This is a genomic window from Streptomyces sp. CWNU-52B, from assembly GCF_047444975.1.
Classification (GTDB): Bacteria; Actinomycetota; Actinomycetes; order Streptomycetales; family Streptomycetaceae; genus Streptomyces.
Genome location: NZ_JBLFJV010000050.1, coordinates 314,975 through 338,028, shown reverse-complemented (window position 1 = coordinate 338,028; position 23,054 = coordinate 314,975). Strand labels below are relative to the sequence as shown.

Here is a 23,054-nt window from a genome sequence, read left to right as displayed (position 1 = left end):
GGTGGGGCGTGCGCGGTGAACCGCGCGGTGGAGCGTGCGTCGCGCCGCTACTTGTTCACGATCACGGCCTGGACACCGTTCGTCGAGGTGTCGTAGATCCCGAGGACCTGCTGACCGTAGGCGAAGGCCTCCTGGACCGTGTCGTGCGTCACCTGGTTCGGGTTGACCAGCGGACGCCAGGCCTGGTCGATGTACAGGTAGAGGATCGACGGCTGGCCCGGCAGCGGGGTGACGACGTCCCAGAAGTGCTCGACGACGCCCCTCGTCAGTGCCGCGGCCTCGACGGCGCTGCGCATGACCAGCGGCTGGCCCTGCTGTTGCTGTCCGCCGAGCTGCTGGAGCAGCTGCTGGAACGGCTGCTGCTGCCCGAGCTGCTGGAGCTGCTGCTGCAGATGCTGCGGAACATGCTGGCCGAAGCCCTGGTGCTGACCCATGCCCTGGGGGCCGAACGGCTGCTGTTGCTGCGGTCCGAAGCCCTGGGGCCCATAGCCCTGCGGCCCGAATCCCTGCGGAGCGAACGGCTGCTGCGGTCCGAACTGCTGCTGGCCGAAGCCCTGCTGCTGCCCCTGCTGCGGGGGAGCCGTGGTCGGCCCCTGCTGCTGCGCCTGCTGGGGCATCCCTTGCTGACCTTGCTGGCCTTGCTGGCTCATCTGCGGGGTGGTGCTCATGCGGTGCCACCTTCCCTCAATGGTTGGGCGATGGTTGGTCGTTGAGCGGTGGATGGTTTTGGACCGGACCGGACCGGACCGGACCGGTGACCGGGGGGTGGACCGGTGCCGGTGGTGTCAGCCCGTGACGACCAGGCCGACGATCTCGTCGTCCGAGAACCAGACCCGTACGTCGGGCCGTCCGCTCGCGAAGGCGGACCGCACCGACTGGCGGATCTCGGCGGACGGGTTGTTCAGGCTCCGCCAGCCACCGGCCACGTAGAGCCGGAGCCTGGGCGGGAGTTCACGCGGGTACGGCACCAGCTCGTCCCAGTACCGTTCGGCCTGGCCCGAGCCGACCGCCCCCGGCAGCAGCTGGGTCACGGCCGCCTTGATGTCCGGCCGGCTGCCGATGCGCTGCGAGGCGGGCCTGCCCGGGGCGTCCTGCTGCGGGGAGCCCGTGGCCCGCAGCACCTTGCGTGCCTGCTCCGGAGTCATCGATGCCTGGCCGGCCGCCTTGAGCATGCCCTGCAGCGCGGCCAGGGCACCGACCACCACCGGGGAGGCGGAGGAGGTCCCGGAGAACGTGTCCGTGAACCAGGCGATCTCCTCGGCGCCACCCTGCAGATCGCCCGGCCCGTCCCAGAAGCCGCCGGTCGTGGTGACCTCGCGGCCCCAGCCCTGCGCGTCCACCCGGGCCCCGTAGTTGGAGAACGCCAGGCGTGAGCGGTCCGGGCCGTGGTCGCGGCCGTGGGTGCCGGGCGGCGGGGCGCCCGCGCCGACCAGGATCGCGCCGGAGGACTGGTTGGACGGGTTGAAGGGGTTGCGCCACCACTCCGGGAACTCGTCGGGGCGGCGCTCGTAGACCGCGTCGTCCAAGGACTCCCCGCCGTTGCCCGCGGCCTCCACCACGAGGATGCCCCTGGCGGTCGCGTACCGGACGGCCGCGAAGTCGTCGGGCCACCACTCGATCGGGATGTAGCCCCGCTGATCGTCACGCTCCTGGTAGTCGAACCGCGGTCCGGGCCGGTGCAGTTCGATCAGGATGATGTCGCCGGCGCCGAGCCGCTCGGCCGCCGCGTGGATCGCCGCCGCCGTGCCGAGGTCGTGGAAGGACGCGGCCGCGGTCACGCTGTCCGGCACGATGCCGGTGATCCCGTACTCGTTGCGGTCGCCGCCGATCACGCCGATCACGGCGGTGCCGTGGTTGCGCCAGGCCAGATCCTGGATCGGGGTGCCGACGACCACACCCGCGAGTTTCGCGGCCAGGTCCTCGTGGCCCAGCTGCCAGGCCCCTTCCACGTCGATCACGGTGACGCCCTGGCCGGATCCGCCGGGGCGCTGCCAGGCCCAGTACGCGTCCACGCCCTCGGGCGCGGGGCGCAGGTAGCCCTGGCGGCTGGTGAAGTCGGGCGTGACGGGCGCGCCCTCCTTGCGCCGCGGGCTCTCGTCGGTGCTCTGCCCGACGGATCCCACGGAGGCCGGTACGGCGGCCGGTTTCACATAGGCCGTGGCGATCTCCGGCAGCGCGGCGATCCGTGAGCGCAGTTCCTGGGCCCGTTCCCCGCCGCCGCGTACCCGGTAGAACAGACCGAGGTCGGGCAGGGTCTCGGCGCCCGCGGTCGCCGCGGGCTGTGCCGCCGACCGCAGCCGCTCCTCGCTGCCGAACAGCGGCTCCAGAGCGAGCTGTTCGTCGCTGAGGAACATCGTGAGTGCCGACACGTCGGCGCCGGTCGCCGAACGGACCCCGGCCGCCCCGGCGCGCAGCTGGGCTTCGGGCCTGGCGACGACGATGAGTTCCTGCTCGGCTCCCCGGTAGTTGAATCCCGCTCCGTCGGGCCCCGGCCCGGACGCTCCCGGGCCCTGCTCAGGCTGTACCTGGTCGGTCATCGCGTGCCGCTCCCTTCGGTACGTGCAGGTGTGGAGTTGTCGGTACCGCTGTCCCCTTCCGGGGCACACCCTGCTCCTCCCCGGCCCACTCGTCCACCCCCGAGTTGGCCAACAGAGTTTGGAACAAGTTGAATTGGGTACCGTGTGCATTTCGTCCGGAAAACGATGGCACGACACAACCCGGCCAAACGCTACGGAGACGGGTGTCGTGCGATGCGCCGGCGGTGACCGGGGAGCGACGTGCGAGGGGCGGTGCGCACGCAGCGCACCGCCCCTTCGCCGGCCTGGAACCTCGCCGGCCCGCAAGCTCGTCGGCTCAGTCCTCCGACGAGTCCTCGGAGGCGCCGGAGGAACCCTCGGCGGAACCCGCGGAGTCCTCGTCCGCGGCGCCGGCCTCGTCGTCAGTGGCGTCGGCGTCGGCGGTGACGTCGTCGGTGGTCTCCGGGCGCGACGGCTTCGGCGGCCTCGCGCGCCCGCCCGCGGTGTCCCGCAGGAACGGCGCGGCGTCGCCGCTCTCCGTGGCGTGGCCGCCGGGCGGTGCCGCCGGACCACCCCCGTCCCGCCTGCGCAGATAGCGCTCGAACTCGCGGGCGATCGCCTCGCCCGACGCCTCCGGCAGCTCGGCGGTGTCCCGGGCCTCCTCCAGCGTCTGTACGTACTCGGCGACCTCGCTGTCCTCCGCGGCCAGCTGGTCCACGCCCACCTGCCAGGCACGGGCGTCCTCGGGCAGCTCGCCCAGCGGGATCCGCATGTCGATGAGGTCCTCCAGGCGGTTCAGGAGGGCCAGTGTCGCCTTCGGGTTCGGCGGCTGCGAGACGTAGTGCGGCACGGCGGCCCACAGCGACACCGCGGGTACGCCCGCGTGCGTGCACGCCTCCTGGAGGATGCCGACGATGCCCGTGGGGCCCTCGTACTTGGTCTCCTCCAGGTCCATCGTGCGCGCCAGGTCGGGGTCGGAGGTGACTCCGCTGACCGGCACCGGACGGGTGTGCGGGGTGTCACCGAGAAGTGCGCCCAGGATGACCACCAGCTCCACGCCCAGCTCATGGGCGAAGCCGAGCAGCTCGTTGCAGAAGGAGCGCCAGCGCATCGACGGCTCGATGCCCCGCACCAGCACCAGGTCCCGCGGCTTGTCGCCGCCGACCCGGACCACCGACAGCCTTGTCGTCGGCCAGGTGATCTTGCGGACGCCGCCGTCCAGCCACACGGTGGGGCGGTTCACCTGGAAGTCGTAGTAGTCCTCGGCGTCGAGCGCCGCGAACACCTCGCCCTTCCATTCGCCGTCCAGATGTGCGACCGCGGTGGAGGCGGCGTCGCCGGCGTCGTTCCAGCCCTCGAACGCGGCCACCATGACCGGGTCGACCAGCTCGGGAACCCCGTCCAGCTCGATCACCCAGCGCCTCCTTCACTTCCGACGTGCCCTCGCGTACGACCCAACCTTACGGCGTGTGCGCAGGGCGTCCGCAGCCCCTCGCGTGGGGGAGTGACCGGATCAATGCCCCGATCACCGCCTCCGAACACACGGCGGCCGTCCGAGCTGTCCCGGCGCCGACTTCGGCCGTCGGCCCGGTGAATGTCAGGCCATGGCTTCGGCACGGTCCACGTCGGACGACCGACAGAGGTCCGATGTCATGGCTCCGATGTCATGGCTTCGCGTCGGGGCCGAGGTCCGCGGAGCGGTCGGCCCGGCACCTTCGGCACCTCACAGCGTCGAGCGCAGCCACTGCTCCACGCTCGCGATGTGCACGGTCGCCCAGGAGCGGGCCGCCTCCGCGTCCCGGTCGCGCAGGGCGCCGAGGATCGCGCGGTGCTCGTGCAGGGTGCGGCTGACCGCGTCCTCCTGGGTCAGGCCCCGCCAGATGCGGGCGCGGGTGGTGGGACCCGAGAGGCCGTCGAGGAGGGAGCAGAGCACCGAGTTCCCCGAGCTCTGGACGATGCCCCGGTGGAACTCCAGGTCGCAGGCCACGAGTTCCTCCACCGAGGGCTCCTCGCCCAGGGCGTTCAACTGGGCCGTCAGCGCGTCCAGTCGCTCCTCGCCGATCAGCGGCGCCGCCAGCGCCGTGGCGGCCGGCTCCAGGATGCGGCGTACCGCGAGGAACTCCAGCACCGTGTCGTCGCGGTGGAAGTCCACGACGAAACTCATCGCCTCCAGGAGGAGCTGCGGGTCCAGGCTCGTGACGTACGTGCCGTCGCCCTGCCGCACGTCCAGGATGCGGATCAGCGAGAGCGCGCGCACCGCCTCTCGCAGGGAGTTCCGCGACAGGCCCAGGTCGGCGGCGAGCTCGCTCTCCTTCGGGAGCCGGTCGCCGGGGCGCAGCGCGCCGGAGACGATCATTCCCTTGATCTTCTCGATCGCCTCATCGGTGACCGCCATGGCAGGCCTCCCCGTCCCTAGGACCGTCATGCGCACGGTCACGCGCACCGCCACTGGGACCGTCGCCAGGGCTGTTGCTCAGACACCCGATGTCTTGTGCCCGATCTCTCATTATGCGGCTCGGAGACGTGGGGACACTCACAGCACGTGCTGCTCGGCCCCGGCCCCGGCCTCGGCCAGCAGACGCAGGGCCTCCAGCACGACCACCCCGCCGCGCTCCACGCCCGCCGCGACGACGTCACGGTGCGGGTCGTAACCGCCGGTGCGGGCCTCGTCGACGAGTTCGTCCGCGTTCACGCCGTCGATCACGAGCACGCCGCCCGCGGTCAGCCCGCGCAGCGACGCCGTCACGTACAGCGCGGACAGCTCCATCTCTATGGCCGCGAGCCCCGCTCCCTCGTACGCGGTCAGCGGTATCAGCCCCGGCTGGAAGGCGGCCCGCGTCCACACGAGACCCCGGTGGTGCGGGGCGCCCTGCCGACGCGCCGCCGACTGGAGCGCGAGCACCGCCTCGGGCGCCGCCACCGCCGGATACTCGGGCGGCACCAGCTGCTGGGTCACCCCGTCGTCCCGTACGGCGGCCTCCGCGACGACGAGGTCGCCGTCGCGAATCCCGGGCCGCATCGCACCCGCCGTGCCGAACCGCAGGAACGTGCGCACTCCCGCGTCCGCCAGCTCCTGGAAGAGCAGGATCGCACCCGGCGCGCCCACCCCGTGGGAGGCGACGAGGACCGGCACACCCTGCCAAGTCCCCGTGAACACACGGTACTCGCGGTGGTACGAGACCTCCTCGCGGCCGTCGAGCAGCGCGGCGACAGCCGCGGCGCGCGCCGGATCCCCGACCACGACGGCATGCGCCGGCAGCCCGGCGCGGGGGACGCGGGCGACGGGGGACAGGTCCTGCGTCATCAAGTGGCTCCAGTCGTACGGTCGTTGCGGCGACGGCACGGCGTCGGCCGACCGTATCGGGCCACCAGGTCCGCCGGTGCCGCGAGTTCACGTGACGGCCGAGGTACGCACGGCGGCCGTGCGCGCAGGGACACGCTACGGGGCGGCGAGGCCGGGCCAGGAGACCGGTACGGGGGCGGGACGCGTGGAGACCATGTGGCCGGCTGCGCCCAGGGCCGACCGCGGGCGGCTGCCCGCTCTGGGGGCGGTCGAGCGCCCCGGGCGGGGCGTGGTGATGGGCCTGCCGGGCGGTGGGGGCTGGGCGCGCAGTTCGCCGCGCCCCTCTGAGGGGCCGACGGGGCCCCGGCGTACGCCGGAGGGCGGCCGCCCCGTGGCAGCCGCCCTCCGAACCGTGCCGCGCGCCTACTTGTTGTCGAGCAGGTTCTGCACCTTGCCCCGTATCTCGTCGTTCGCGAGGCCGCGGATCGTCAGGGTGGTCCGGCGGCGCAGCACGTCGTCCGCCGTCTCGGCCCACTCGTTGTCCCGCGCGTACACGACCTGCGCCCAGATCTCCGGAGCGTCCTCGTGCACCCGCTGGGCCAGCTCCGGGTTGTCGTTCGCCAGGCGCGCGATGTCGAAGGCCAGCGAACCGTAGTGCGTCGCCAGGTGCCTGGCGGTGTCGGCGGCCATGCGCGGACCGGGCGCCGAGCCGTCGACCAGGAGCCGGTGCGCGACCGCGCGCGGGTTGGCGACCCCCGGCAGCGGCAGCTTCTTCGGCAGCGCGGAGACCGGCTCGAAGTCCTCGCCGAGCGGCCGGCCCGGCAGCGACTCCAGCTGCTTCATGACGGTCCGGCCGATGTGCCGGAAGGTCGTCCACTTGCCGCCCGCGACGGACAGCATGCCGCCCCGGCCCTCGGTGACGACCGTCTCCCGCTTGGCCTTCGACGTGTCACCGGGACCGCCCGGCAGCACCCGCAGCCCGGCGAAGGAGTACGTGATCAGATCACGGGTCAGCTGCTTGTCACGTACGGAGAACGCGGCCTCGTCCAGGATCTGGGCGATGTCCTTCTCGGTGACCGAGACGTCCGCCGGGTCGCCCTCGAACTCCTCGTCGGTCGTACCGAGCAGCAGCATGTCCTCCCAGGGGAGGGCGAACGTGATGCGGTACTTGTCGATCGGGGTGGCCAGCGCGGCCTTCCAGGGCGAGGTGCGCTTGAGGACCAGGTGCGCGCCCTTCGACAGGCGGATCGAGGGTGCCGCGTGCTCGTCCTCCAGCTTCCGCAGGTGGTCCACCCACGGCCCGGTCGCGTTGAGCACCAGGCGCGCCGACACGCCGAACTCGTCACCGGAGAGCCGGTCCTTGAGCTCCGCGCCGGTCACCCGGCCGCGCGTGAAGCGCAGTCCCGTGACCTCGGCGTGGTTGAGCACGGTGGCCCCCGACTCGACGGCCGCGCGGACCGTCATCAGCGCCATCCGGGAGTCGTTCATCTGGTCGTCGCCGTACACGGCCACGGCCTTCAGGTTGTCCGTACGCAGCTCGGGAACGTCCTGCGCGGCCTTGGCGGGCGACAGCAGATGGCCGACGCCGTCACCGAAGGCGGACAGGGCCGAGTACGCGAAGACGCCCGCGCCCAGCTTGGCCGCGCCGTGCGGCCCGCCCTTGTACACGGGCAGGTAGAACGTGAGCGGGTTCGCCAGGTGGGGGGCCACCTGGCGGGAGACCGCGCGACGTTCGAAGTGGTTCTCCGCCACCAGCTTCACCGCGCCGGTCTGCAGATAGCGCAGACCGCCGTGCAGCAGCTTGGAGGAGGCGGAGGAGGTCGCGCCGGCGAAGTCACCGGCGTCGACCAGGGCCACCCGCAGACCCGACTGGGCGGCATGCCAGGCCGTGGAGATGCCCAGGATCCCGCCGCCGATCACCAGGAGGTCGTATGTCGCCTTGGACAGCTGCTCCCGGGTCTCGGCGCGGCCCACTGCCTTCACGTTGAACGCGGCGGAGCCGCCCGCCGGCTGCGTCCCAAGAGCCGGGACACTCTGCAGGGTGGTCATTGCGAATTACTCCTCGTCAGCATCGTCTTCGAGCCAGCCCATGGTCCGCTCGACGGCCTTGAGCCAGCTCTTGTACTCACGGTCACGGGTCTCCGCGGCCATGTTCGGGGTCCATTCCGCGGCCCGGCGCCAGTTGGCGCGCAGGTCCTCGGTGTTGGTCCAGAAGCCGACGGCGAGACCGGCGGCGTAGGCGGCGCCGAGGCAGGTGGTCTCGGCGACCATCGGGCGCACCACGGGTGCGTCCAGGACGTCGGCCAGGGTCTGCATCAGCAGGTTGTTGGAGGTCATGCCGCCGTCGACCTTGAGGGCCGCGAGCTCGACGCCGGAGTCCTTCGTCATGGCGTCGCTGATCTCACGGGTCTGCCAGGCCGTGGCCTCCAGGACGGCGCGCGCGATGTGCGCCTTGGTGACGTACCGGGTCAGGCCGGCGATCACACCGCGGGCGTCGGGACGCCAGTACGGGGCGAACAGACCGGAGAAGGCCGGCACGAAGTACGCGCCGCCGTTGTCCTCGACCGACAGCGCGAGCGTCTCGATCTCGGCGGCGGACTTGATGAGGCCCATCTGGTCGCGCATCCACTGGACGAGCGAACCGGTGACGGCGATGGAACCCTCTAGGGCGTAGACCGGCTTCTGGTCGCCGATCTGGTAGCCGACGGTGGTCAGCAGGCCGCTGTAGGAGTTGATGAGCTTGTCACCGGTGTTCATCAGCATGAACGTGCCGGTGCCGTACGTGGACTTGGCCTCGCCCTCGGCGAAACAGGTCTGGCCGAACAGGGCCGCCTGCTGGTCACCGAGCGCGGAGGCGACCGGGATGCCGCCGAGCAGGTCGCCCAGCTTGCCGCCGGTGATCTCGCCGTACACCTCGGCGGAGGAGCGGATCTCGGGCAGCATCGCCATCGGGACCCCGATGGACTCGGCGATCTTCGGGTCCCACTGCATGGTGTGCAGGTTCATCAGCATGGTGCGGGAGGCGTTGGTGACATCGGTGACGTGCCGGCCGCCGTTCACACCGCCCGTCAGGTTCCAGATGACCCAGCTGTCCATGGTGCCGAAGAGGATGTCGCCGGCCTCGGCGCGCTCGCGCAGGCCCTCGACGTTGTCGAGCAGCCAGCGGGCCTTGGGCCCCGCGAAGTACGACGCGAGCGGCAGGCCGGTCTCGCGGCGGAAGCGGTCCTGGCCGACGTTGCGGCCCAGTTCCTTGCAGAGCGCGTCGGTGCGGGTGTCCTGCCAGACGAGGGCGTTGTGGACGGGCTCACCGGTGTTCTTGTCCCACAGCAGCGTCGTCTCGCGCTGGTTGGTGATGCCGATGGCCTTGATGTCGTCGCGGGTGATGCCGGCCTTCGCGATGGCCGAGGCGACGACCTCCTCGACGTTGGTCCAGATCTCGGTGGCGTTGTGCTCGACCCAGCCCGGCTTCGGGAAGATCTGCTCGTGCTCCTTCTGGTCGACGGAGACGATCCGGCCGTCCCGGTCGAAGACGATGCAGCGGCTGGACGTGGTGCCCTGGTCGATGGCGGCGATGAACGGGCCCGCGCCGTGGGAGTGGGTGGCGGCGGTGTGCGCGTCGGTCACGGTGTGCTCCTGGAAGTGCGTGGAAAAGGGGCTGGCTTACGGCGTATTGCTTCCGGCGCCGAGCCGGCGTGCGCACCTGGCGGACGCACGGCTCGCGGCGGACGTACGGCTCTAAGCAAAAGCGACGTTGTAGATGCCTGCGGCGAGGGCTCCGCCGATCAGCGGACCCACCACCGGTATCCAGGCGTAGCCCCAGTCCGACCCGCCCTTGTTGGGGAGCGGCAGCAGGGCGTGCACGATGCGCGGGCCGAGGTCACGGACCGGGTTGATCGCGTACCCCGTGGGGCCACCGAGCGAGAGGCCGATGCTGACGACCACGAAGGCGGTGATCAGGGCGCCCAGGGTGCCGAGACCCTTGCCGCTGTCGTTGAGCCCCTGCGTGAGGACCGCGAGCACCAGCACGACGGTGGCGATGATCTCCGTGGCGACGTTCTGCCAGACGACCCGGATCTCGGGGCCGGTGGAGAAGACGCCGAGCACGGGGCCGGCCTTGGCCTCCCGCGCCTCCACGGACTTGACGCTCTGCGCACCGGGGCCGCCCACGACCTCCCGGTCGGTGAGATGCGCGAGGAACTGTCCGTAGTACGCGACCCACACGAGCGCCGCACCGATCATGGCGCCGAGGAGCTGGCCCGACCAATAGGTCAGGACGTTGCTCCAGTCGTCGTCCTTGATCGCGATCCCGAGGGTCACGGCCGGGTTCAGGTGGGCACCGGAGAGCGGCGCCGAGATGTACACGGCGGTCATCACGGCGAAGCCCCACCCGAAGGCGATGGCGAGCCAGCCGGCGTTGCGCGCCTTGGAGGCCTTCAGCGTGACGGCGGCGCACACGCCACCGCCGAGCAGGATGAGTATGGCGGTACCGATGGTCTCGCCGATGAAGATGTCGGAGCTGGACACCCGCGACTCCTTTGTCCTTCGTCCAGGTAAAGGCGAACCCCGGGTCCCTCCGGTGGTCGCCGACCTCAGGTGAGGTCGTTGCCGGCCCTGGCCTTGTCACACTCTAACGCGTATTGCCGGTAGGTGTTCGACAATGCCGACCGATGGACGGGAGTCTTGCTCTGCCAATACCACCTCGTCAAGGCCTCTGTTGTCGAAAACACGATCGTTACTGGCTGATGTGACCCATCGATCACAGGGACGGGGGCGGAGGCGCGGAAAAGGCCGGTACGTCGACGACGTACCGGCCTTCTTCCCACCCGCCACGGCGGGAACTCCAGAACCCCTCAGAACCTTCCAGAACCTTGGGCCGGAGCCTTCCGAGACCCTCCGGCGGGCACCGCCCGAGCGGCCGGCTCAGAACCGCCCGGCCCCCAGGTCCCTGGACACCGCGCGGGCGCAGTCGCGCACGGCGGCGATCAGCTCGGGGCGCAGCTCGCCGTCCTTGCAGACCCGCTCCACCGCCCCCGCGACCCCCACCGCGCCAACCGGCATCCGCCGCTGGTTGTGGATCGGCGCGGCCACCGAGGCCACTCCCGTCCACGTCTCCTCGACATCGGCCGCGTACCCGCGCGCGCGGGCGAGGTCGAGGATGTCCTCGAACGCGTCGGCGGCGCTCACCGTGCGCGCCGTGAACTCCTCGCGCTCGGCCTCCAGGGCCTCGCTGTGCGCCACCGGGTCGTACGCCGACAGGACCTTGCCCAGCGCCGTGGAGTGCAGCGGCTGCATGGCCCCCACCTCCAGCACCTGCCGGCTGTCGTCGGGCCTGAACACGTGGTGCACGATCAGCACGCCCTGCTGGTGCAGCACCCCCAGGTACACGCTCTCGCCGCTGGAACGGGCCAGGTCGTCGGTCCACACCAGGGCGCGCGCCCGCAGCTCGTGCACATCGAGGTAGGTCGTCCCCAGACGCAGCAGCTCGGCGCCCAGCTGGTACCGCCCCGAGGGCCCGTCCTGCTCGACGAAACCCTCCTGTTGCAGGGTGCGCAGGATCCCGTGGGCCGTGCCTTTGGCCAGGCCCAGCGACGAGGCGATGTCCGACAGGCCGAGCCGTCGCTCCCCGCCCGCGAGCAGCCGCAGCATCGCGGCCGCCCGTTCGAGCGACTGGATGTTCCGTGCCATCGCCGTCGTGCCCTCCGTCCCGTTGGACCGCCGGTCGCCGCTTTCGCCGCCACCGTTCGGCATTGCCGAACATTACCGCTCGTTGTCGACCTCCCGCCAATGGGCGGCCGACACAGGTCGCGAACCCGCCCGGACCCGGACCAGCCGGCGGCCCCGGACACCGGCGCCGGTACGCCCCCGGAGACCGGCCGCGCGTCCGTCCCGTGGACGCACCCACCCCATCCGCCGCGCCGCGGGCTACCCTGACGGCGTGCGCCTTCCAAAAGAAGCGCAAAGCCGACAGCCGTCGCACTCCAGGGAGCATCTTCCATGGCCTCGTTGCCGAACCCGTCCCTTCCGACCGAGTCGGCCTACAGCCGGACCCGAACCGACGCCCTGCGCGAGGCGCTCGCCACCCGGGTGGTGGTGGCCGACGGCGCGATGGGCACGATGCTTCAGGCACAGGACCCGACCCTCGAGGACTTCCAGAACCTCGAGGGCTGCAACGAGATCCTGAACATCACCCGCCCCGACATCGTGCGCTCCGTCCACCAGGAATACTTCGCCGTGGGCGTCGACTGCGTCGAGACCAACACCTTCGGCGCCAACCACGCGGCCCTCGCCGAGTACGACATCGCCGACCGCGTCTTCGAACTCTCCGAGGCCGGCGTCCGCATCGCCCGCGAGGTCGCCGACGAGTTCACCGCCTCCACCGGACAGCAGCGCTGGGTCCTCGGCTCCATGGGCCCCGGCACCAAGCTGCCGACACTCGGCCACGCCCCGTACGGCCTCCTGCGCGACGCGTACCAGCAGAACGCCGAAGGCATGATCGTCGGCGGCGCCGACGCGCTGCTCGTGGAGACCACCCAGGACCTGCTGCAGACCAAGGCGTCCGTGCTGGGCGCCCGCCGCGCCCTGGAGAACCTCGGCGCCGACCTGCCGCTCATCGTCTCCGTGACCGTCGAGACCACCGGCACCATGCTGCTGGGCTCCGAGATCGGCGCCGCGCTCACCGCGCTCGAACCGCTCGGCATCGACATGATCGGCCTGAACTGCGCCACCGGGCCCGCCGAGATGAGCGAGCACCTGCGCTACCTGGCCCGCCACTCCCGCATCCCGCTGTCCTGCATGCCCAACGCGGGACTGCCCGTCCTCGGCAAGAACGGTGCCCACTACCCGCTCACCGCGCCCGAACTCGCCGACGCCCAGGAAACCTTCGTCACCGAGTACGGCCTCTCCCTGATCGGCGGCTGCTGCGGCACGACCCCCGAGCACCTGCGGCAGGTCGTCGAGCGCGTACGGGGCCTCGCCCCCGCCCCGCGCGACCCGCGCCCCGAGCCCGGCGCCGCCTCGCTCTACCAGACCGTGCCGTTCCGCCAGGACACCGCCTACATGGCGATCGGCGAGCGCACCAACGCCAACGGCTCGAAGAAGTTCCGCGAGGCCATGCTGGAGGCCCGCTGGGACGACTGCGTGGAGATCGCCCGCGACCAGATCCGCGAGGGCGCGCACATGCTCGACCTGTGCGTCGACTACGTGGGCCGCGACGGCGCCGCCGACATGGCCGAACTCGCCGGCCGCTTCGCCACCGCCTCCACCCTGCCGATCGTGCTCGACTCCACCGAGGTCCCCGTCATCCGCGCGGGACTGGAGAAGCTCGGCGGCCGCGCGGTCATCAACTCCGTCAACTACGAGGACGGCGACGGCCCCGAGTCACGGTTCGCGAAGGTGACGAAGCTCGCGCGGGAGCACGGCGCCGCGCTGATCGCCCTCACCATCGACGAGCAGGGCCAGGCCCGCACACCCGAGCACAAGGTGGCCATCGCCGAACGGCTCATCGACGACCTCACCGGCAACTGGGGCATCCACGAGTCGGACATCCTCATCGACACCCTGACCTTCACCATCTGCACCGGTCAGGAGGAGTCCCGCGGCGACGGCCTCGCCACGATCGAGGCGATCCGGCAGCTCAAGCAGCGCCACCCGGACGTCCAGACCACCCTGGGCCTGTCGAACATCTCCTTCGGCCTCAACCCGGCCGCGCGCGTCCTGCTCAACTCGGTCTTCCTCGACGAGTGCGTCAAGGCCGGTCTCGACTCGGCGATCGTGCACGCCTCGAAGATCCTGCCGATCGCCCGCTTCACCGAGGAGGAGGTCACCACCGCCCTCGACCTCATCTACGACCGCCGCCGCGAGGGCTACGACCCGCTGCAGAAGCTGATGGCCCTCTTCGAGGGCGCCACCAGCAAGTCCCGCAAGGCCGGCCGCGCCGAGGAACTGGCGGCACTGCCGCTCGACGAGCGGCTCAAGCGCCGCATCATCGACGGCGAGAAGAACGGCCTCGAACAGGACCTCGACGACGCCCTCCGGACGCGCCCGGCCCTCGACATCGTCAACGAGACCCTTCTGGACGGCATGAAGGTCGTCGGCGAACTGTTCGGATCCGGCCAGATGCAGCTGCCGTTCGTGCTCCAGTCGGCCGAGGTCATGAAGACCGCCGTGGCCCACCTGGAACCGCACATGGAGAAGACCGACGACGAGGGCAAGGGCACCATCGTGCTGGCCACCGTGCGCGGCGACGTCCACGACATCGGCAAGAACCTCGTCGACATCATCCTGTCCAACAACGGCTACACCGTCGTCAACCTGGGCATCAAGCAGCCCGTCTCCGCGATCCTGGAGGCCGCCCAGGAACACCGGGCGGACGTCATCGGCATGTCGGGACTGCTGGTCAAATCCACGGTGATCATGAAGGAGAACCTGGAGGAGCTCAACCAGCGCAAGATGGCCTCCGACTACCCCGTGATCCTCGGCGGCGCCGCACTGACCCGCGCGTACGTGGAGCAGGACCTGCACGAGGTCTACGAGGGCGAGGTCCGCTACGCCCGGGACGCCTTCGAGGGCCTGCGCCTGATGGACGCGCTGATCGGGGTCAAGCGCGGGGTACCGGGCGCCGTGCTGCCCGAGCTGAAGCAGCGCCGGGTCAGGCCCGCCGCCCAGACCGTCGTGGAGGAGCGCCCCGAGGAGGGCGCGGCCCGCTCGGACGTGGCCGTCGACAACCCCGTCCCGACGCCGCCCTTCTGGGGCACCCGCGTCATCAAGGGCATCCAGCTCAAGGAGTACGCGTCCTGGCTCGACGAGGGTGCGCTCTTCAAGGGCCAGTGGGGCCTCAAGCAGGCCCGCACGGGCGACGGGCCGACGTACGAGGAACTGGTGGAGACCGAGGGCCGGCCGCGGCTGCGCGGGCTCCTGGACCAGCTCCAGACCGGGAACCTCCTGGAGGCGGCCGTCGTCTACGGCTACTTCCCGTGCGTGTCCAAGGACGACGACCTGATCCTCCTCGACGAGCAGGGCAACGAACGCACCCGCTTCACCTTCCCGCGCCAGCGCCGCGGCCGCCGGCTGTGCCTGGCCGACTTCTTCCGCCCGGAGGAGTCGGGCGAGACGGACGTCGTGGGCCTGCAGATCGTCACCGTCGGCAACCGGATCGGCGAGGAGACGGCGAAGCTCTTCGAGGCGAACTCCTACCGCGACTACCTCGAACTGCACGGCCTGTCCGTGCAGCTGGCCGAGGCCCTCGCCGAGTACTGGCACGCGCGCGTGCGCTCCGAACTGGGCTTCGCGGGCGAGGACCCGTCCGACGTCGAGGACATGTTCGCGCTCAAGTACCGCGGCGCGCGCTTCTCCCTCGGCTACGGCGCCTGCCCGGACCTGGAGGACCGCGCGAAGATCGCCCGCCTCCTGGACCCCGAACGCATCGGCGTCCACCTCTCGGAGGAGTTCCAGCTCCACCCGGAACAGTCCACGGACGCCATCGTCATCCACCACCCGGAAGCCAAGTACTTCAACGCCCGCTGAAACCCACCCGCCCCCGCCTGAGAGGCGCACGCTTCCAGGCGGGGGCTGCCTTTTCAGGGGCGCGGGGAACTGCGCGAGCAACCACGACGCGGCCGCACTCGATCGATGCCCCCGCCCCCCCCCGCCTCTGAGCGGCGCACGCTTCCAGGCGGGGGCTGCCTCTTCAGGGGCGCGGGGAACTGCGCGAGCAACCCCGACGCGGCCGCACCCGACCAAGCACGCCCACCCCCCAGCCCCGCCCGAACCGCCCCACCCGAACAGTCCCAACACGCACTTCCCCGGACGCCGACGTACACTGGTCGGTCCAGTCAGGCCGGTTCCCCAAAAGGGAACCGGCCTTCTCGTCCCTCAACGGAGGTGCGCCTATGACCAGTACGGTCCCCGCGCCAGGCACCCGAACGGCCGAAGGCTCCGCCCTCCAGGCCGTACTCCTCGACATGGACGGCACCCTGGTGGACACCGAGGGCTTCTGGTGGGACGCCGAGGTCGAGGTGTTCTCCCGGCTGGGCCACCGGCTGGACGACTCCTGGCGGCACGTCGTGGTCGGCGGCCCCATGACCCGCAGCGCCGGCTTCCTCATCGAGGCCACCGGCGCCAGGATCACCCTCTCCGAGCTGACGGTGCTGCTGAACGACGGGTTCGAGGACCGCATCGGCCAGGCCCTGCCCCTGATGCCTGGCGCCGCGAGACTCCTCGCGGACCTCGCCGCGCACCGCGTCCCCACCGCACTGGTCTCCGCCTCGCACCGCCGCATCATCGACCGCGTCCTGCTCTCGCTCGGCGCCCAGAACTTCGCCCTGACCGTCGCCGGCGACGAGGTGTCGCGCACCAAGCCCTTCCCCGACCCCTACCTGTTCGCCGCCGCCGGGCTGGGTGTGGATCCGGCCAGGTGCGCGGTCGTCGAGGACACCGCGACGGGCGTGGCGGCCGGCGAGGCCGCCGGCTGCCAGGTCGTGGCCGTGCCCTCGGTGTCCCCGATCGCCCCGGCCGCGGGCCGGACCGTCGTGACCTCCCTCGAACAGGTCGACCTTCCCTTTCTGCGAGGTCTGATGACGGATAAGCGTTAATCGTTCACTCACGGTGCACCAGCGAATACGAAAAACTACGTGGCCATAGCACCTAAATAATTCGATCACCGCTCCACGTCTCGCGGATGGCTGAATTCCGGTACTTCCTCGCACGGTTGAAGGTGTGACGTTCGCCACGTGGAGGGGGCTCGACAGGGCGCCCCTGATGTGACCAGCAGGTCTTTTCGCCGGTCAGGGACGCGCCCTTGTGTCCCGATTCGTAGGAGCGTGTACGAATCCTTCCGCTGTCGGTTTTTCGGTGCGTCCGCACCTGGTTTCGCAGCGTGATGGGAACTCAACTCCGGTGCCTGTGAACCGTCCTGCCGACGCGGACTAATCTCATCGCGAGAACATCGCCGTAACCCCGTGACCCGACCGCACCACCCCGGCTTGCCGGGCCCGCGGGATCGACAGCTCTGGAGAACTTCGAGCATGAACCGTAAGCCTTTGGTGCTGCCGGCCGCGATCGGTCTGCTCGCCTCTGTCCTCGCCGCATGCGGCGGCTCCGACAGTGGGGGCGACGGCGGCGACCCAATCGTCGTAGGCACGACCGACATGTTCACCGCCTCGAAGGCTGCGCCGGCCCCGTTCGACCCCGCCGCCGCGTACGACGTCGGTGCCTGGAACGTGCTTCGCCAGACGGTCCAGACCCTGATGGCCATGCCCAACGGCGGCGGTGACCCGGCCCCGGAGGCCGCCGAGGAGTGCGGCTTCACCGACTCGGGCAACGAGCGGTACGCCTGCACCCTGCGCAAGGACCTCAAGTTCTCCAACGGTGAACCGGTCACCGCCGAGGACGTGAAGTTCTCCATCGACCGCGCGCTGGAGATCAAGGCCGACACCGAGGTCGCCTCGCTGCTTTCGACCGTCGACGCCGTCGAGACCAAGGGCGACCGCGAGGTGATCTTCCACCTCAACAGCGCCGACGCGACCTTCCCGTTCAAGCTGTCCACGCCGGTCGCGGGCATCGTCAACCCCGACGACTACGCCAAGAACAAGCTGCGGGACGGCTTCGACGTGAGCGGCTCAGGCCCGTACACGCTCAAGGCCGAGACCAAGAAGGACGCGGTCGTCAAGATCTCCTTCACCAAGAACCCCTACTACCAGGGGCTCTCCGAGGTGAAGAACGAGAAGGTCGACCTCAAGTCCTTCGAGACCCCGGAAGCGATGGGCGCGGCGCTCGACAAGGGCGACATCGACATGATGACCCGCACCATGTCGCCCGAGCAGATCAAGAAGCTGCAGAACGCCAAGGACAGCAACATCGACGTGATCGAGCAGCCGGGTCTGGAGATCCGCTACATCGGCTTCGACACCGAGAACCCGGCGCTCAAGGACAAGGCGGTCCGCCAGGCGATCGCCCACATCGTCAACCGCGGCACCCTGACCTCGAAGGTGTACGGCTCCGGCGCCGACCCGCTGTACTCGATGGTCCCGGCCACGGTCACCGGCCACGCCAACTCGTTCTTCAACGAGTACGGCGAGCCGAACGTCGCCAAGGCCAAGCAGCTGCTCACCGAGGCGAACATCACGACGCCGGTGAAGTTCACGATGAACTACACGACGGACCACTACGGCTCCGCCACGAAGACCGAGTTCGAGACACTGCAGAAGCAGCTCAACGACACCGGGCTCTTCGACGTCGACATCGTCGGAGAGAAGTGGGAGACCTACCGCCCCAAGCAGCGCGAGGGCAAGTTCGCGGTGTACGGCATGGGCTGGTTCCCCGACTTCCCCGACGCCGAGACCTTCCTGACGCCGTTCCTCGACAAGGACAACACCATCTCGTCGCCCTACGCGAACCCGCAGATCCGCGACAAGCTGATCCCCGAGTCCCGCCGCGAGGCCGACCGTCTCACCGCGTCGAAGAGCATCGAGGCGATCCAGAGCATCGTCGCCAAGGACGTACCGCTGCTGCCGCTGTGGCAGGGCAAGCAGTACGTCGCCGTACGGGACGACATCACCGGCGCCGAGTACGCGGTCAACTCCTCGGCGACGCTCCAGCTGTGGGAGCTGGGCCGCGGAGTGGGCAGCTGACCCACACCACGACAGTGACATGAGAATGGGGCGCCCCCTCCGACCGGAGGGGGCGCCCCATTCTCATGTCCGACTGTCCGACCGTCCGGTGCCGGCCGCGCGTCGTTCGACCGCGGGTCAGGCCACCGCGCGCCGGATCACTGCGCGCCGGGCCGCACCAGACCGCTCTCGTACGCGTACACCGCCGCCTGCACACGGTCCCGCAGCCCCAGCTTGGTGAGGACGTGGCCCACATGCGTCTTGACCGTGGTCTCGCTGACGAACAGGTCCGCGGCGATCTCCGCGTTCGACAACCCGCGGGCCACCAGCTTCAACACCTCCACCTCGCGCTCGGTCAGCGTGTGCAGCGTGTCCGGCACGGGCTCGTCGCCCGACGGCAGATGGCTCGCGTACTTGTCGAGCAGCCGGCGGGTGATGCTGGGTGCCAGCATCGCCTCACCCGCGGCCACCACACGGATCGCCTGCACCAGCTCGTTGGCCGGGGCGTCCTTGAGGAGGAAACCGCTCGCGCCGGCCCGCAACGCCTCCACCACGTACTCGTCGAGGTCGAACGTCGTCAGGACCAGCACCTTCGCCGGACCGTCCCGGCCGGGACCGGTGATCTGCCGGGTCGCCTCGACCCCGTCCATCCGCGGCATCCGGATGTCCATCAGGACCACATCGGGCTGCAGGGCGCGGACCTGGTCGAGGGCCTGAAGACCGTCACCGGCCTCGCCGACGACCGCGATGTCCTGCTCGGCCTCCAGGATCATCCGGAAGCCGGTGCGCAACAACGGCTGGTCGTCGACCAGTAGGACGCGGATGGCCACGTAAGTCTCCTTCGCTCGTCCGGCCCCATTCTGCCCTGCGGCCGCCACCCGGTCCGTCCTCGGGGCACCACCGGCCACCCGGGCGACCGCACCACGACCCGGCACCGGCCGGACCCCGGCCCCATCGGCTCACCCGCCGTCGGACTCCGGCGCCCGCACCGGCAGCGGATACGGCGGGGGAGTGCCGCCGAATTCCGGACACACCGACCGGTGATCGCACCAGCCGCACAGCTTGGTCGGCCGCGGCCGCCAGTCACCGGTCTCCGTGGCGAGCCGGATCGCCTCCCACAGCGAGTGCAGCTTGCGCTCCACCCGCTCCAGATCCGCGGGCACCGGGTCGTACGTGAGGACGTCACCACTGCCCAGGTAGACCAGCTGCAGACGGCGCGGCACCACCTGCTTCAGCCGCCACACCACCAGCGCGTAGAACTTCATCTGGAACAACGCGCCTTCCGCGTACTCCGGACGCGGGGCCTTGCCCGTCTTGTAGTCGACGATCCGCACCTCACCGGACGGCGCCACGTCGACCCGGTCGATGATGCCGCGCAGCTTCAGACCGGAATCGAGCTCGGCCTCCACGAACAGCTCGCGCTCCGCCGGTTCGAGACGCGTCGGATCCTCCAGCGTGAACCAGCGCTCGACCAGCCGCTCCGCCTCGCCCAGCCAGCGCGCCAGCCGCTCGCCCGCCGCCGCCTCGTCGGCGTCCGCGAACAACTCGGCCAGCTCCGGCCTCGCCTCACGCAACCGGTCCCACTGCCCGGGGATCAACGACTTCGCACGCGGCGCGGTCCGCTCGGTGGCCGGAGCGTCGAAGAGCCGCTCCAGGACCGCGTGCACCAACGTCCCACGAGTCGCCGCCTCACTCGGCTTCTCCGGCAGCTTGTCGATCACCCGGAACCGGTACAGCAGCGGACACTGCATGAAGTCCCCCGCCCGCGAGGGCGACAGCGACGCCGGAGGCCGGGCCCCCACCCGCTGGACGACCACGGGCGTCGCAGCCGGGGCTTCGGACGGCTGGGCCACGTCGCCCGCCGGTACGGCTTCGGCGCCGGCCGGGGCGACGCCGTCGGTGCTGGTTTCCATGACGACAGACCCTACGGCTCGCCACTGACACCCCGGCACACGGCGAGGCGCACACCGCACGCCCCCACCGGAAACAGAGGGGGTGCCGGGGCCGAACACACGGCAGCGGCCGCATACCATCGACCAGAAGACCTCTCGCGTGCATGATCGCGAGCGGGACACGCGTCGAACGAGGGGACATCGTGGACGAGAGCGGCGGGAGCGGCAGGAGCGGACAGCCGCGTTCCGGCACGGACGAGGCGGGCGAGCCCGGCACGGATCAGCCACGACCCGGCGACCCGGCGATCACGACGGCCCGACCCTCCGCCGACCAGGAACCCCACCACACCGACGCCCCGACCGAAACCCCTGACACCCCCGCGGCCGACCGCGACGCGGACAGCCGGAAGAACACCGAAGGAGGGAACGCGAACGGCCAGGACGACGCCGAGCGCACCTCCACCCCGGAAACCGGCCGCGAAAAAGGCAAGAAGGGCCCCGCCCCCCGACGGGCCAAAGAACCCGGCGGCGGCATCCTCATGGGACGCCCCTTCGGCGTACCCGTCTACGTGGCCCCCAGCTGGTTCCTCGTCGCCGCACTCATCACCTGGGTCTTCGGCGGCCAGCTCGACCGCGTCCTGCCCGAACTCGGCATGGCCCGCTACCTCGTCTCCCTCTTCTTCGCCGTCGCCTTCTACGCCTCCGTACTCGTCCACGAACTCGCACACACCGTCGCCGCCCTGCGCTTCGGACTCCCCGTCCGCCGCATCCAGCTCCAGTTCTTCGGCGGCGTCTCCGAGATCGAGAAGGAATCCGAGACACCCGGACGCGAATTCGTCCTCGCCTTCGTCGGCCCCCTGCTCTCCCTGATCCTCAGCGGCCTCTTCTACGTCGGCCTCCAGGCCGTCGAACCAGGCACCGTCCCCGGCGTCCTCCTGGCCGGCCTGATGATCTCCAACCTCATCGTGGCCGCCTTCAACCTCCTCCCCGGCCTCCCCCTCGACGGCGGACGCATGCTCCGCGCCGTCGTCTGGAAGATCACCGGCAAACCCATGAGCGGCACCATCGCCGCCGCCTGGGTCGGCCGCGCCCTCGCGATCTCCGTACTCATCGGACTGCCCCTCCTCACCCACTCCGGCGCACTCGGCTCCGACGCCGAGGACATCGGCGGCATGGACACCGTCATGGACGCCCTGCTCGCCGCGATCCTCGCCGCGATCATCTGGACCGGAGCGGGCAACAGCCTGCGCATGGCCCGCCTGCGGGAACACCTGCCCGAACTGCGCGCCCGCGCCCTCACCCGCCGCGCCGTCCCCGTCGAGACCGCCACGCCCCTCTCCGAAGCACTGCGCCGCGCCAACGAAGCAGGCGCCCGCGCCCTCGTCGTGGTCGACACGGACGGCGAACCACTCTCACTCGTGCGCGAGGCCGCCATCGTCGGCGTACCCGAACACCGCCGCCCCTGGGTCGCGGTCAGCGGACTCGCCCAGGACCTCACCGACGGCATGCGCGTCTCCGCCGAACTGGCCGGCGAGGAACTCCTCGAAGTCCTGCGCGCCACCCCGGCCACCGAATACCTCGTCGTGGAGGAATCCGGCGAGATCTACGGAGTCCTCTCGGCGGCAGACGTGGAGAAAGCCTTCGTCAAGGCCATGGCCAGACCCGCATAGGTCCCCCTGCCATGGTCGGAGCCCTCCCGAAACGCCGGTAGGCTGGTTCACATGTCCGAACCGACCGGTGCCGCCCGCCGACGCGGGCCCTTCAAGGTCGGGGACCAGGTACAGCTGACCGACCCCAAGGGCCGCCACTACACGTTCACGCTCGAAGCGGGGAAGAACTTCCACACCCACAAGGGTTCCTTCCCGCACGACGAACTGATCGGCGCACCCGAGGGCAGCGTTGTCCGCACCACGGGAAACGTCGCCTACCTGGCGCTGCGCCCCCTGCTCCCCGACTACGTCCTGTCCATGCCCCGCGGCGCAGCCGTGGTCTACCCCAAGGACGCCGGGCAGATCCTCGCCTTCGCCGACATCTTCCCCGGCGCACGCGTCGTCGAAGCCGGCGTCGGCTCCGGCTCACTCAGCAGCTTCCTGCTCCGCGCCATCGGCGACCAGGGCATGCTGCACTCCTACGAGCGCCGCGAGGACTTCGCCGAGATCGCCCAGCAGAACGTGGAGCGCTACTTCGGCGCCCCCCACCCCGCCTGGCAGCTCACCGTCGGCGACCTCCAGGACAACCTGTCCGACACCGATGTCGACCGCGTCGTCCTCGACATGCTCGCCCCCTGGGAATGCCTCGAAGCCGTCTCCAAGGCACTCGTCCCCGGCGGCATCGTCTGCTGCTACGTGGCCACCACCACCCAGCTCGCCCGCACCGTCGAGTCCATCCGCGAGATCGGCTGCTTCAACGAGCCGACCGCCTGGGAATCGATGATCCGCAACTGGCACGTCGAAGGCCTGGCCGTCCGCCCCGACCACCGGATGATCGGCCACACCGGCTTCCTCCTCACCGCCCGCCGCCTCGCGGACGGCGTCGAACCGCCCATGCGCCGCCGCCGCCCCGCCAAGGGCTCCTACGGCGACGACTACACCGGCCCCAACGCCGACGGAGGCGCACCCGGCCGCTGAGCCCGCCCCGACGCGGCCCCGTGCCGCACCCAACGCGCGAACACCGTGGCCGAGTTCCCGAGGATCCCTCCGGAACTCGGCCACACCGCTTTTCGCCGACCCTCCGCGAGAACCCCCGACCCCGCCGTTCC

At 70.6% G+C, this 23,054-nt stretch carries 16 protein-coding genes; 5 read left to right on the top strand and 11 right to left on the bottom strand.

The features are described 5' to 3' along the window. Positions 1-47: 47 nt before the first annotated feature. From ACLVWQ_RS34355 to ACLVWQ_RS34315, 9 genes are all read right to left on the bottom strand, one after another. Positions 48-668: a hypothetical protein gene (locus ACLVWQ_RS34355; RefSeq protein WP_414113147.1), complete on the bottom strand. Its 621-nt coding sequence runs from the start codon at positions 666-668 to the stop codon at positions 48-50. A gap of 117 nt (positions 669-785) precedes the next feature. Then, the gene (locus tag ACLVWQ_RS34350; protein ID WP_414113146.1) at positions 786-2,537 is read right to left on the bottom strand and encodes a S8 family peptidase; all 1,752 of its coding nucleotides are present in this window, start codon (positions 2,535-2,537) and stop codon (positions 786-788) included. Positions 2,538-2,853: 316 nt separating this feature from the next. Beyond that, on the bottom strand, positions 2,854-3,930 hold the full coding sequence (locus ACLVWQ_RS34345; RefSeq protein ID WP_414113145.1) for a PAC2 family protein: 1,077 nt from the start codon (positions 3,928-3,930) through the stop codon (positions 2,854-2,856). A 309-nt stretch (positions 3,931-4,239) separates the two neighbouring features. Next, the gene (locus ACLVWQ_RS34340) at positions 4,240-4,911 is read right to left on the bottom strand and encodes a FadR/GntR family transcriptional regulator (protein WP_414113144.1); all 672 of its coding nucleotides are present in this window, start codon (positions 4,909-4,911) and stop codon (positions 4,240-4,242) included. Between the two features lie 138 nt (positions 4,912-5,049). Further along, positions 5,050-5,820, bottom strand: a complete 771-nt coding sequence (locus tag ACLVWQ_RS34335; RefSeq protein ID WP_414113143.1) for a nucleoside phosphorylase — start codon at positions 5,818-5,820, stop codon at positions 5,050-5,052. Positions 5,821-6,222: 402 nt separating this feature from the next. After that, complete coding sequence (locus ACLVWQ_RS34330) at positions 6,223-7,848, bottom strand: FAD-dependent oxidoreductase (protein ID WP_414113142.1); 1,626 nt, start codon at positions 7,846-7,848, stop codon at positions 6,223-6,225. Positions 7,849-7,854: 6 nt separating this feature from the next. Then, entirely contained in the window at positions 7,855-9,423 is a 1,569-nt protein-coding gene (glpK, locus tag ACLVWQ_RS34325; protein ID WP_414113141.1) for a glycerol kinase GlpK, read from the bottom strand. 111 nt (positions 9,424-9,534) lie between these two features. Further along, on the bottom strand, positions 9,535-10,323 hold the full coding sequence (locus ACLVWQ_RS34320; protein WP_414113140.1) for an MIP/aquaporin family protein: 789 nt from the start codon (positions 10,321-10,323) through the stop codon (positions 9,535-9,537). A 396-nt stretch (positions 10,324-10,719) separates the two neighbouring features. Beyond that, positions 10,720-11,484, bottom strand: coding sequence for an IclR family transcriptional regulator (locus ACLVWQ_RS34315; RefSeq protein WP_414113342.1), 765 nt, complete (start codon positions 11,482-11,484; stop codon positions 10,720-10,722). Between the two features lie 309 nt (positions 11,485-11,793). On the opposite strand from ACLVWQ_RS34315, the gene metH reads away from it, so the two are divergent. The 3 genes from metH to ACLVWQ_RS34300 all read left to right on the top strand — a co-directional run bounded on the left by metH (position 11,794) and on the right by ACLVWQ_RS34300 (position 18,425). After that, entirely contained in the window at positions 11,794-15,321 is a 3,528-nt protein-coding gene (gene metH, locus ACLVWQ_RS34310) for a methionine synthase (protein ID WP_414113139.1), read from the top strand. 365 nt (positions 15,322-15,686) lie between these two features. After that, positions 15,687-16,388 (top strand): HAD family hydrolase, encoded by a 702-nt coding sequence (locus ACLVWQ_RS34305; RefSeq protein WP_414113138.1) that lies wholly within the window; start codon positions 15,687-15,689, stop codon positions 16,386-16,388. A gap of 432 nt (positions 16,389-16,820) precedes the next feature. Beyond that, complete coding sequence (locus ACLVWQ_RS34300; RefSeq protein ID WP_414113137.1) at positions 16,821-18,425, top strand: ABC transporter substrate-binding protein; 1,605 nt, start codon at positions 16,821-16,823, stop codon at positions 18,423-18,425. A gap of 137 nt (positions 18,426-18,562) precedes the next feature. On the opposite strand, the gene ACLVWQ_RS34295 is transcribed toward ACLVWQ_RS34300, so the two are convergent. Next, complete coding sequence (locus tag ACLVWQ_RS34295; protein WP_414113136.1) at positions 18,563-19,234, bottom strand: response regulator; 672 nt, start codon at positions 19,232-19,234, stop codon at positions 18,563-18,565. A 129-nt stretch (positions 19,235-19,363) separates the two neighbouring features. Beyond that, positions 19,364-20,317: a RecB family exonuclease gene (locus ACLVWQ_RS34290; RefSeq protein WP_414113135.1), complete on the bottom strand. Its 954-nt coding sequence runs from the start codon at positions 20,315-20,317 to the stop codon at positions 19,364-19,366. Between the two features lie 143 nt (positions 20,318-20,460). On the opposite strand from ACLVWQ_RS34290, the gene ACLVWQ_RS34285 reads away from it, so the two are divergent. Continuing rightward, a complete protein-coding gene (locus ACLVWQ_RS34285; protein WP_414113134.1) occupies positions 20,461-21,966 on the top strand; it encodes a site-2 protease family protein in 1,506 nt (501 codons plus the stop codon). A 51-nt stretch (positions 21,967-22,017) separates the two neighbouring features. After that, complete coding sequence (locus ACLVWQ_RS34280) at positions 22,018-22,923, top strand: tRNA (adenine-N1)-methyltransferase (protein ID WP_414113133.1); 906 nt, start codon at positions 22,018-22,020, stop codon at positions 22,921-22,923. The last annotated feature ends 131 nt before the right edge of the window (positions 22,924-23,054 follow it).

Excerpts from the sequence above, each read along its gene's own strand:
- metH (WP_414113139.1), top strand. The coding sequence starts at position 11,794 with ATGGCCTCGTTGCCGAACCCGTCCCTTCCGACCGAGTCGGCCTACAGC.
- ACLVWQ_RS34335 (WP_414113143.1), bottom strand. The coding sequence starts at position 5,820 with ATGACGCAGGACCTGTCCCCCGTCGCCCGCGTCCCCCGCGCCGGGCTG.
- ACLVWQ_RS34315 (WP_414113342.1), bottom strand. The coding sequence starts at position 11,484 with ATGGCACGGAACATCCAGTCGCTCGAACGGGCGGCCGCGATGCTGCGG.
- ACLVWQ_RS34300 (WP_414113137.1), top strand. The coding sequence starts at position 16,821 with ATGAACCGTAAGCCTTTGGTGCTGCCGGCCGCGATCGGTCTGCTCGCC.
- ACLVWQ_RS34355 (WP_414113147.1), bottom strand. The coding sequence starts at position 668 with ATGAGCACCACCCCGCAGATGAGCCAGCAAGGCCAGCAAGGTCAGCAA.
- ACLVWQ_RS34305 (WP_414113138.1), top strand. The coding sequence starts at position 15,687 with ATGACCAGTACGGTCCCCGCGCCAGGCACCCGAACGGCCGAAGGCTCC.
- ACLVWQ_RS34280 (WP_414113133.1), top strand. The coding sequence starts at position 22,018 with ATGTCCGAACCGACCGGTGCCGCCCGCCGACGCGGGCCCTTCAAGGTC.
- ACLVWQ_RS34340 (WP_414113144.1), bottom strand. The coding sequence starts at position 4,911 with ATGGCGGTCACCGATGAGGCGATCGAGAAGATCAAGGGAATGATCGTC.
- ACLVWQ_RS34290 (WP_414113135.1), bottom strand. The coding sequence starts at position 20,317 with ATGGAAACCAGCACCGACGGCGTCGCCCCGGCCGGCGCCGAAGCCGTA.
- ACLVWQ_RS34285 (WP_414113134.1), top strand. The coding sequence starts at position 20,461 with ATGATCGCGAGCGGGACACGCGTCGAACGAGGGGACATCGTGGACGAG.
- ACLVWQ_RS34330 (WP_414113142.1), bottom strand. The coding sequence starts at position 7,848 with ATGACCACCCTGCAGAGTGTCCCGGCTCTTGGGACGCAGCCGGCGGGC.
- ACLVWQ_RS34350 (WP_414113146.1), bottom strand. The coding sequence starts at position 2,537 with ATGACCGACCAGGTACAGCCTGAGCAGGGCCCGGGAGCGTCCGGGCCG.